The 11210-nt window shown below is 46.4% G+C and carries 10 protein-coding genes and 1 pseudogene (1 of these 11 only partly in view); 4 read left to right on the forward strand and 7 right to left on the reverse strand.

The window, feature by feature from the left end; genetic code table 11:
* Both F3741_06625 and F3741_06630 read left to right on the forward strand, forming a co-directional pair.
* Positions 1 to 624, forward strand: a pseudogene (locus tag F3741_06625) (phosphomannomutase/phosphoglucomutase) (it extends 795 nt beyond the left edge of the window).
* Between the two features lie 32 nt (positions 625 to 656).
* Positions 657 to 1037 carry a VOC family protein gene (locus F3741_06630; protein ID MZG30470.1) on the forward strand — a complete coding sequence of 127 codons (381 nt, stop codon included), beginning with the start codon at positions 657 to 659 and terminating at the stop codon, positions 1035 to 1037.
* Positions 1038 to 1133: 96 nt separating this feature from the next.
* Here F3741_06630 and amrB read toward each other — a convergent pair whose 3' ends face one another.
* The 5 genes from amrB to F3741_06655 form a co-directional block, all read right to left on the reverse strand.
* Positions 1134 to 1964, reverse strand: a complete 831-nt coding sequence (gene amrB, locus F3741_06635) for an AmmeMemoRadiSam system protein B (protein MZG30471.1) — start codon at positions 1962 to 1964, stop codon at positions 1134 to 1136.
* Positions 1961 to 2623 carry a protein-L-isoaspartate(D-aspartate) O-methyltransferase gene (locus F3741_06640; GenBank protein ID MZG30472.1) on the reverse strand — a complete coding sequence of 221 codons (663 nt, stop codon included), beginning with the start codon at positions 2621 to 2623 and terminating at the stop codon, positions 1961 to 1963. Before F3741_06640 ends, amrB begins: the two co-directional genes overlap by 4 nt.
* Positions 2624 to 2669: 46 nt before the next feature.
* A complete protein-coding gene (locus tag F3741_06645; GenBank protein ID MZG30473.1) occupies positions 2670 to 3041 on the reverse strand; it encodes a hypothetical protein in 372 nt (123 codons plus the stop codon).
* A gap of 156 nt (positions 3042 to 3197) precedes the next feature.
* Positions 3198 to 4352, reverse strand: coding sequence for a molybdopterin-synthase adenylyltransferase MoeB (gene moeB / locus F3741_06650; protein ID MZG30474.1), 1155 nt, complete (start codon positions 4350 to 4352; stop codon positions 3198 to 3200).
* 177 nt (positions 4353 to 4529) lie between these two features.
* Positions 4530 to 5708 (reverse strand): pyridoxal phosphate-dependent aminotransferase, encoded by a 1179-nt coding sequence (locus F3741_06655; protein ID MZG30475.1) that lies wholly within the window; start codon positions 5706 to 5708, stop codon positions 4530 to 4532.
* Between the two features lie 244 nt (positions 5709 to 5952).
* Between F3741_06655 and F3741_06660 the strand changes: the two genes are divergently transcribed.
* Complete coding sequence (locus tag F3741_06660; protein ID MZG30476.1) at positions 5953 to 6636, forward strand: ABC transporter ATP-binding protein; 684 nt, start codon at positions 5953 to 5955, stop codon at positions 6634 to 6636.
* Positions 6633 to 9209: an FtsX-like permease family protein gene (locus F3741_06665; protein MZG30477.1), complete on the forward strand. Its 2577-nt coding sequence runs from the start codon at positions 6633 to 6635 to the stop codon at positions 9207 to 9209. Before F3741_06660 ends, F3741_06665 begins: the two co-directional genes overlap by 4 nt.
* Before the next feature lie 23 nt (positions 9210 to 9232).
* Here F3741_06665 and F3741_06670 read toward each other — a convergent pair whose 3' ends face one another.
* Together F3741_06670 and recJ are read right to left on the reverse strand one after the other, a co-directional pair.
* A complete protein-coding gene (locus tag F3741_06670) occupies positions 9233 to 9634 on the reverse strand; it encodes a hypothetical protein (GenBank protein MZG30478.1) in 402 nt (133 codons plus the stop codon).
* 124 nt (positions 9635 to 9758) lie between these two features.
* The coding region (gene recJ / locus F3741_06675; protein MZG30479.1) for a single-stranded-DNA-specific exonuclease RecJ at positions 9759 to 11210 on the reverse strand (1452 nt) is incomplete at its 5' end.

Below are 11210 nucleotides of genomic sequence, written 5' to 3' on the forward strand. Positions count from 1 at the left end.
AATATTCTCTGGGGCGACCAGCTATTGACTATTTTTGCGCGCGATATTTTATCGCGAAACCCTGGCGCCACCATTGTCGGAGAGGTCAAATGTTCCCAGAACCTGTATCAGGATATTGAAAAGCACGGCGGGGTCCCTGTCATGGCTCCGGCAGGTCATTCGCTGATTAAAAAGAAAATGAAGGAAACAAATGCTCTCCTTGCAGGGGAAATGAGCGGTCACGTTTGTTTCTCAGACAATTATTTCGGATTTGATGACGCGATTTTTGCCGCTGGAAGAATTTTACAGATTATCGCTCAATCCAGCATGAAAGTGTCTGAGATGCTGGCCGATCTGCCTGAAACCGCATACACACCAGAAATTCGTATCGACTGTCCCGATGACAAAAAATTCGAAATTGTCCGGGAACTGACAGAGTCTTTCAGGAGGCAATATGAAGTTGTCGACATTGATGGTGTGCGAATAAACTTTGGCGATGGATGGGCCTTGATCCGGGCTTCTAACACACAACCGGTTCTGGTACTAAGGTTTGAAGCAAAAACCAGGGATCGCCTTGACGAGCTGGTCGGTATAATTAAAGAACAAATGGATAAATACAAACCCCTTGTCCAATTCAATTACTAGCCAGCGGCGACTGAGCGTAAACAACAATAATTATGATAAAAAAATATCTTCATACCCGCTTCCGTGTCTCGGACATGGAGCAATCTATTAAATTTTACCGGGATGTCCTGGGCATGGAACTTATCGAACAAAAAACCTCACCACGTGGTTCGAAGCTTGTTTTCTTGCGTTTTCCCGCGACAGACTGTGAGCTGGAGTTATGTTCTTTCCCCGAGTCGGGGAAGGTTGAAGTTCCCGAAGACCTGGTCCACCTGGCCTTTGAAGTCGAAAACCTGGATAACTGCATCTTCAAGTTGGAGCATGCCAGAATCCCAATCACCGAAGGGCCGATAGAAACCTCAAACGGCACTCGTTTCATTTTTACCGAAGATCCAGATAAATACGAAATCGAATTGATGCAGTGCCCCCGTTAGCCAGCCCGCTGGCCAGCGTAACGCTGGACCCAAATTTGGTGAGCAATCTTCACATCTGCCAATGAGCTTTTGCTATCTGCCTCCCTCGACAGAGGGCTAGTGGACTATCATTCCTGCGTAACCGACTACCTTGTCCATATCGCCGCTGACTTCGCCTGACGTCATGTATTTGACCAGTTCAGCCTCTTTGGCACCCAGTCTTTCTGCGCACATCAGCATGACCGTTACAGGATTGATCCCACACATTGTAATCATTTCAGATTGTACCGTTTGAAATAAACCCACCGGGTCAAAATTTGTAACACAATTGATAGCCATGCGGTCTTTAACAACTGCCTCATCGTGTGATTCATAGTGAGTCATGTCTGAGCTGGCCACAAGAAGAACAGGCTTACCCAATCTTTTGACGGCACGAACAATGCCTTCGCTGAGTTCTTTACAGGAGGAAATTTTCACACGCCTTAGGCATATCGGGACAATCTGAAAATCCTTTTTAAAATATTGCAGAAAAGGTAGCTGGGTCTCAAGGGAATGTTCGAACAGGTGAGCCGAATCATCTTTTTTCGCAATGATCGTTTCTTCACAAATCGCGTTAGCCAGTTCCCGGTCAATAGCGATATCACCCATTGGCATGGACCAGACACCTTCCGGCATGACCGCAACCGTCTCACCCCTGCCTGTATGGTTGGGTCCTATCAAGATAACCGTATCCGGAATTTCAATCCGGGAATACACGGCTCCCGCCACATCCCCTGAGTACATGAATCCGGCATGAGGCGAGACAATGCCAAGAGCCTCACTCTTCTTTCCATCCCGTTCAATATGTGTTTCCACCTCACGGATCAACGCATCACGCTGAGCGGGATAAAATCTTCCAGCAACTGCTGGCTGACGTATTTTCTTTTTCGCCTGACCCCAGATTGTCATCGACGGATCTCTCCGGTCATGGGCACGAACACCACACCAGCAATGGAACTCTTTTTCAGTTTTCCATCGTCCTGTTTGGTCAATACCATCAAATCCTGCGCAGATCCTGTTTTCCCCAGTGGAAGAACCATCCTGCCTCCTACCTTTAGCTGGTCAATCAAGGGTCGGGGTATTTTTGGCGTAGCCGCAGTAATGAGAATCGCGTCAAAAGGAGATTTTTCCTCCCATCCCCTATACCCATCACCATGACGAACCGTCACATTGTTATAACCCAGTTCGTGCAGTTTGCTTTTAGCAGCGTTCGCCAATGGCGCAATAATTTCGATGGTATAAACTTCCTTGACGATTTCCGCTAAAACCGCCGCCTGGTAAGCGGAGCCAGTGCCAATTTCCAAAACACGGTCATCGGATTCCAGCATCGCGCTCTGGGTCATCAACGCGACAATATATGGCTGAGAAATAGTCTGGTTTTCTTTTATTGGGAGTGCAAAATCGGAATATGCCTTATTGATAAATTCAGGCTCAACAAATAAGTGGCGGGGTACGTTTAACAGGGCCTGCAAAACATGGGCATCGTGAATGCCTCTACGTTTGATCTGATCTTCGACCATCTCTTTTCTGGCCGACTCAAAATCACCAGAGGAAACGATCTTGGGCATGAAGAAAGCCGAACAGAAAGCAGTGACCAGATAAGGAAAAAACGCCTTATAAAATGAGCCCGTTTTTCTTGAGCCATTCCCTGGAGTCAAACTTTTTGTTGGCAAACTCCTGAAATTCGATTTCTTTTTTGGAAAGTTCCTGTCCATCGATGAACTGCGGCGTTTGCGAAGGTTTCTTGCTCCTGCGCTTCTTGGGGGCGGGCCGCTCCTCAGTGAGTTCCTCTTCAACTTCCAATTCCAGCGAATCGGTCAACACTTCCATCTTGAGGACCAATACCATAAAACTCTTGGGACAAATATTTTCATCTTTTTGAATTTCAGCAACAATCTTTTTAACCTTGGGTGATGTCATGACGGCTTCGGTGATAGCCTTGGACAATTTTTCAAAACTTCGTTCTGATCCATCGGAGTCGCTCATAATATCCCCTTTCAATTACCCGGTAAAAAAGTCGACCAAACAAAAATCATATCCGTACGCTCACCTTAAACTTCTCATACCTCCTTGTCAACCCACTACTTGGGATGTATTGATCAAAGGTCGTTCGGAGTTACCTTAATTTTGAGACAGGTCTTTTCAATATAAAGGCACAGAGGAGTCGATTTTCTCAGACCACTCACTGATACCCCCACGCATGCTCTTCAGGTTGCTGAAACCCATTTCTTCCAAAGCTTTAAGCGCTTTCATCGATCGCACCCCGGCTTTGCAATGAAGCACAATCTCGTCATTCGGGTTCAATCCGTTCAAAAGAGAAGTATCTCTGGCTTCTATATCGCCGAGCGGAATCAAAGTTGCTCCCTCAATTTTGCAGATATCGTATTCGGAAGGCTCACGCACATCAATCAGCTTGAATGTATGCTTTGAGTCCAGCATTTGTTTGACCTGCTCCACACCAATTTCCATTTCGGCATCGGAAGCCGACTCTTCAACAGGCAGGATTCCACAAAACTGTTCATAGTCGATCAATTCGGTGATGGTCGGGTTATCACCACATATCGGGCAAGATGGATCTTTGCGTAATTTCATTTCCCTGAATTTCATGGATAACGCATCAAACAGTAAAAGTCGGCCCACCAGCGGATCGCCTGCACCCAATATCAGTTTAACCACCTCGTTTGCCTGAATCAGGCCGACAATGCCCGGCAGAATTCCTATTACACCTCCCTCGGCACAACTGGGAACAAGCCCTGGTGGGGGTGGCGATGGATACAAGCAACGGTAACACGGCCCAACGCGGGAATCGAACACGGAGGCCTGACCTTCAAAACGCAATATACATCCGTATATATAAGGCTTCTTCAGCAACACACAGGCATCACTGGCCAAATAACGGGTGGGGAAATTATCCGTTCCATCGACAATAATGTCGTAGTCAGCAAAAATTTCCATCACATTTTCTGAAGATAAGCGCGTATTGTAAGTGGTGACATTTATGCTGGAATTCAAATCGGCAATACGGTCCTTCGCCGAATCCACTTTCAACTTTCCAACTGTTGATTCACCATGCGCTACTTGCCTTTGCAGGTTACTGAGATCCACCACATCAAAATCTATCAAACCAAGGTGTCCTACACCCGCCGCGGCAAGATACAATGCCAATGGAGAACCCAGGCCGCCAGTACCTATCAAAAGCACCCTGGCGTTACAGATTTTCTCCTGCCCCTCAACCCCCACTTCCGGCAAAAGTAAATGCCGGCTATAACGGTTGATTTGATCCTGTGTTAAAGCCATAACAAACCATCCTTTAATAAACGATCACTGTTTTCCTAAGTATAGATTAGATTCAATTTTACCAGAAAAGATTCTTCAATCAACCGGCCCGTTGACGTGGAAGGCAATTGGGCAATTACCAGTACAGTCGAAATATTTTTTATTCACCAGAAAAAGTCAGGTCCTGTGCTTCCGACCCTAGGAGGCTTTGAAAGCCGCCTCAAACCCTGCAATAGAACCCTCAATAACAGAATCCGGCAAACAGTAGGATATGCGGAAGTAACCTGGCAAACCAAACCCTCTCCCCGGAACCACCAACACTTTTTGCTCAGCCAGCTTTTTAACAAATTCCACCTCATCCTCTATTGGGGATTTCGGGAAAAAATAGAAGGCTCCTTGTGGTTTCACAACCTGATAACCGATCCGGACTAGTTGATTATATAGATAATCCCGTTTTCGACGATACTGTTCCACATCCACTGTCACTCCCTGCACCTGTTTCACAACACGTTGAATAAGCGCAGGGGCGTTAACAAATCCCAACACCCGGTTGCAGAAAATTAATCCCGCCATGAGTGACTCGACCGATTCGCATTCAGGATGCACCACCACAAAACCAATGCGCTCTCCAGGAAGGGCAATATCCTTGGAATGTGAAGTGATGTAAATACTGTTTGGATAAAACTCCATGATGTTCGGTACTTCCACTTCATCAAATGTGATTTTTTTATACGGGTCATCTGAGATCAGATAAACAGCCCTGCCAAGTTTTTCTGAATGCTTTTTTAAAATATTCGCCAACTCCTGCAACTCAGATCGTGAATAAACAACTCCGGTAGGATTATTAGGGGAGTTTATGATAACTGCCCTGGTCTTCTTGTTTAGAGCATTTTTTAATGCTTCAAAATCCAGTTGGAAATCTTCCAGCGTGGGAACAGCCACCGCTTTGCCACCATGATTGTCAGCGTAAAACAGGTATTCTACAAAATAAGGTGTGAATATGATGACTTCATCATCCGGGTCAAGCAGGGTTTTTAAGGTTATATTGAGTCCTCCCGCGGCGCCACATACCATGACCACATCATCAGCCGTAAGATCCACCTTGCATTCGGGAGTTAAAGATTTGGCAATCGCATCACGAACATCGGCGAATCCCGCGTTTGGCATATAGCGGTGGAGTCCCGGCGACTCGTCACTCGCGCAATCCATCAATGCTTTTCTTACCTCCCGGGGAGGTTCCATCACCGGGTTGCCCAGAGAAAGGTCGAACACATTGTCTTCTCCAAACTCCTTCTTTAGACGGATGCCTTCCTCAAACATTTTTCTAATCCAGGAAGACTTCTCCATGAACCCGGTAACTTTCTGCGATATTGCCATATTAAAACTCCAAGAGAAAAAAAACGCACGCTAAGCGTTGTTGCATTTTATACTGTGGATTTACTGGCCCATCCATACCATATTCCCCATACAGGTTCAACGTCCCCTGACCGGGAAAGTGCATGACAAGAGCTCATCAAGTCGAGGAAACTCTTTGAATGCCGGTTATAAATGTGGTTCATTGGCTAAGGAGATTCTTAACGTTTTATTGCAGTGAAACCGTATTTCTAATATGCTGTAACGCATGGTCAATCCCGTCATTCAGTTTATTGATGTCTTCAAGTCTTACCAGAGCGGATCGCAAAAGGTGAAGGCATTGGAAGAGGTAAACCTGAGCCTTGATACCGGCGACTTTGTCACCATCATGGGTCCCAGTGGAGGAGGGAAAACCACCCTGCTCAACCTTTTAGCCGGACTCGACCTTCCCGACCGGGGACAAATTATCCTCAACGGCCGCAACGTATCAGACTTTTCCGAACACGAACTCACTTTACTGAGGCGAAAAGAGATAGGTTTCGTATTCCAGTTCTTTAACCTCATGCCCACCCTCACGGTGATGGAAAATGTAGAACTGCCTCTATTACTGGCACATTCATCCAGAACAGATGGTCAACGTATCAAAACCCTGATTGATTATGTCGGACTCTGGCACCGGGCTGATTCTTTTCCGACTGAACTTTCGGGTGGAGAAATGCAAAGAGTTGCCATCGCCCGTGCTCTCGTGCACCAGCCCGTCATCCTGCTTGCCGATGAACCGACCGGCAACCTGGATTCTGAAAATGGGCAAAAAATAATCGAACTCATGAAAAAAGCCTCCACCGATTTTGAGACAACGGTGGTCATGGTCACCCACAATCCTCAGGTTGCGGCTATAGGAAACCGCCATTTCGAAATTCGCGATGGCAGACTGACTGATAAAACACCGTGAGCTTCCTTCTATATTTTAAAGACCTGTTCACCGCGCTGATCCTGCGACCTCTATTGAGAGATCCGTTTCGAACAACCATCACCATCCTTGGGGTGGCTGTTGGAGTCGCTGTGTTTCTCAGCATTCGCCTTGCCAACCAGCAAACCATGGTTTCTTTCACAGAAAGCATAGATATTGTTTTAGGAAGAGCGGATGCAGTCATCCGGGTTGAGGGAATGGCATTCGATGAATCCATCTTTGAAAAACTCCACAAACTACGTCAGGAAATAAAAGCTTATCCTGTGATTGAAGGATATGGAGTTGAATCCATCAGCGGTGAGGTGGTGGAAATAATAGGAACCGATCTTTTGCAGGACAGTGGTATCCGCGACTTTTCAATAAAAACGGTAGAAAAAGACCTGAAAGGTTTATTACCTCTCATATTGGATCCAAAAGGCATCATACTTCCTGAAAAATTCGTTCCCGGAACAAAGTTTGCCCCAGGCGACACCATCCAGCTTTTAATAAAAGGGAAGGTTAAAACGCTCAATGTCAATGCGATCCTTGAGAACAAGGGAATCGGCAAAGCCCTGAATGGAAACTTTGCAATGATGGATATCGCGGCGGCACAAAATGTATTTGAAAAAATTGGAAAGCTGGACCGCATCGACATTCAGTTTATTAACAACGAGAATTTCGAGTCCATGCGGGAAAAAATCGCTCCCTTGCTCCCTGACCATATGATAGTAGAGCGTCCACAACGCAAAAACCGTCAGGTTGGTAAAATGCTGCAGGCTTTTCAATATAACCTGACCGCCTTGAGTTTTGTGGCTCTTCTGGTTGCGCTCTATCTCATCTATAACATGATCGCCTTATCAGTAGTACGCAGGAGAGTTGAGATCGGCACTTTGCGGGCAATCGGGGCAACCCCTACATTAATAGCCCTGATCTTTTTTCTGGAAGCTGGAGTCATTGGCGCTATTGGCTCTGTTCTGGGAATAGGACTGGGATATTTTTTCGCGCAGTTTTCACTGGATGCCGTTTCTCTCACCGTCAATAATCTTTATGCGCCCAGCTATGTCACTGAAGTTGACTTTCAATGGACAAAGATGGGACCTTATTTCGTTTTAGGAGTGGTGCTCAGCTTTATATCGGCCCTCATCCCCGCATGGGACGCGGCCACCACACCACCAACACTCGTCATGCGAAGAGGAAGTTATGACCTGAAATTGTTTCATGGAAACCGCGGCTTGAATATGAGTGCCATGATTGTTGTTGTTCTCGCGGCGTTCTGTACGCAACTGCCGCCCATCAACCAGTTCCCCTACTTCGGATTCCTCTCGGTATTTTTAATCATTCTTGGCCTGTCACTTTTAACGCCCGCGGTTTTGTTATGGGCCCGTGATCGGCTGCATTTCTTTTTCAAGAACCAGTTTGGTGGCGAAGGATTACTGGCCTGCATGAACCTGTCACAAAATGTAGGGCGAAACGCACTTGCGGTTTCATCGCTTGCAATTGCGTTCATGATGGTCATCAGCATGTCGATCATGGTACACAGCTTCAGGCAAACGGTAATAGTCTGGATCGACCAGACATTGAGAGCGGATTTGTTTGTACGTGTAGCGGGAGGAAGAGACATAGACTACCAGCATACCCTGCCTTCAGGTTCGGTGGAAAAACTGAAATCCTTAAAGGGCGTTGCTGCCGTTGATCAATTTCGCGCCATGGACATCACTTATAATGACCTTCCCGTAGTCCTGGCCACAGGCGATTTTTCAGTTCTTTCACAATACGGTAACCTGGTGATCAAGTCTGGCCCGCCTTCCAGCAAACTGGCAAGCGTTATGGTCAATCAAAATCGGGCCATGATCTCCGAGGCATTCTCTCTCAAACACAAAACAAATGTTGGAGATATTATTAATCTGCAAACCCCTAACGGTCCCGCTCAACTGGAAGTTGCCGCCGTCTACTTTGATTATTCCCGCGAACGCGGATATATCATTCTTGACCGCACCACTTTTTTAAACTACTACGATGAAACTGAAATCAACAGCTTCGTCATTTATCTTGACGACAAGAACCAGCTTAATTCCACCCGGAAAGAAGTTCTTAAAACTTTAAAAGATCACCGCCTCATCATTCGTTCCAACTCCGAATTGAAACACCAGGTTCTCGAAGTGTTCGATAAAACCTTCGCAATCACCTATTCGCTGGAAATCATAGCAATACTGGTTGCTGTATTGGGACTGTTCAACACTCTGGTCTCCCTGACTTTAGAACGCAAACGGGAAATAGGAATATTAAGGTTCATCGGCGCGTTCACAGGGCAGGTCAAGCGCATGGTGATGATCGAAGCGGGAATACTGGGGCTGATAGGGTCGGTAATGGGTTTTATTGCCGGTGTGATCGTTTCCTACATTTTAATCTTCGTGATCAACAAACAATCATTTGGGTGGACCATACAGGTGCACTTCCCTTACATTTTCATTCTCGTCATGGTGACAATGTTCTGGGGAGTATCCTTATTGTCCGGACTTTACCCCGCCCGGCTGGCAGAAAAGCTCAATCCGAAAGAAGCGGTTCGTGTCGAATGATTGAACCTGTTACAGACTGGAAATCAGGAAGTATATTCCTCCCACGGCCACAACAGGCCCACCAAACAATTTAAATACAGATTCAAATTCAAACTTGAAACCCGATCACTTTCCTTCATATTACTGATGACAAAAGGATGCGGCGGGGTATTCCGGAAAATCATTTTAACGACAGGCTCTGGTGTCCCCTCTTCTTTTTCCTGACTGGTTTGATGATGGTACCCTAAAATTTTCGCGCCACGCTCCAATTCCTCCGGATCCAGAGATCCATCCTGTTCAATTAGATTTTTAGCTTCCAGAAAATGCTTGAGCTTTAATTTTGGTTTCTTCTTTACCTTAAAACCGGAATGAGCATGCCCAAGAACATAAATCGGTTCATGCTCGTAAAAACACCTTTCAAGAAAGCGGATTCTATTTGAAAACACCAGGAAGGTTTTCCCATTTAAACCTTTTTAATTTATTCCGGTTTTCTGAAAGCACCTGGACCAAAGCTGGTGGCAATTGATCCAACCTGTTGGATTGCTCTAAATATCATCGCAAAAGATCGACTTAACCAGCATCTGCCAGCCGCAAATCAACTAGCTTTATCTCCAGCTTTTCCCTTCCATTCCAGGTGTTGAGGTTGATTTCGTAGGCAATATCAAAGGTTTCTGTGGCAACCTCGACCGAATCAAAAACCTCGGCAAGCCCGAAGCCGACACCTTCAATCCGCCCACTTCCCTGCCGGACCCGGAAACGTACATGGTTTTTTTCTTTACCAATTTGTTTAACTTCCTGAAATTGCACACCCTGAGATAGAAAGCAAGGGACCGGGTTCTCAGCACCAAAGGGTTCAAGCAAAGCCAGTCGACTGTAAAAAGACAGGTCAATTTCATCAAGACGCAAAACAGTATCCACACCCACTTCAGGAATCAAATCTTCTTCATTCAAATGCCGGTGTCCCACCTCATTCATGGCATTGCGAAACGCTTCTACCTGGTCCTCTTTGATAGTGAGACCGGCGGCATAAGCATGCCCTCCAAATTGCAAAAGATGTTCGCCACAATCCGTGAACGCCTTGAACAAATTAAACTTTGGGATACTGCGTCCAGAGCCTTTCCCCTGATCTCCCTCTATAGCAATGAGAACTGTGGGCCGGTGATATTTATCCACCATACGGGAAGCGGCAATACCGATCACACCCGGATGAAAAATCTCTGATGCCAGCACAATCACCCGGTCCTTTTTAATATCGACTTCGTTCCGGAATAATTCCTCCGCTTCCGCTACCGTTTCTTCCTGAATGTCTTTTCGTTCCTTGTTAGTGAGTTCCAGTTCCCTGGCCAGGGATTTTGCTTCTTTTAAATCTGTAGACGTGAGCAAATGCAGACCACTGTCGGCTCGACCCAGCCTTCCAGCGGCATTGAGACGTGGACCAAGACCAAAACCTACCGAACGCGCATCAACATTCCCCACAATTCCTGCGGTTTCTTTCAGAGCGACTAATCCGGGTTTAGCAGTGACGGATAACATTTCGAGCCCATGCAAAGTCAGAATGTGGTTCTCACCGGTTAACGGTGCTACATCAGCGATGGTTCCCAGGGCAAGCAAATCCAAATGACGTTTCAAATTAGGCAGGCTTTCTTTGGGCCAGCCCTCCATATACAGTCTCTTACGCACAGCTATGGCGAGTTTGAAAGCCAGGCCCACTCCACTCAAAAAACGGTAAGGATAATTGCAATCCGCTCGATGGGGATTGAGAACGGCAACTGCCGGGGGCAAACCTTCCTCACCCACTTGATGATGGTCGGTCACAATAACATCCAATCCGATTTCATTCGCCAGCGCCACCTCTTTCACACCGGTAATACCGCAATCAGCAGTGATCATCAAATTGGCACCACTCTCACGAATTTTACGAACAGCTTCAGAGTTAAGTCCATAGCCTTCTGATTGGCGTTCAGGCAAATAGGCTTCGACCGGACAATTGAGATCGCGGAAAAAATGAGTGAGAAAAGCTGC

The sequence above is a fragment of the Nitrospinota bacterium genome (genome assembly GCA_009873635.1).
Classification (GTDB): domain Bacteria; phylum Nitrospinota; class Nitrospinia; order Nitrospinales; family VA-1; genus LS-NOB.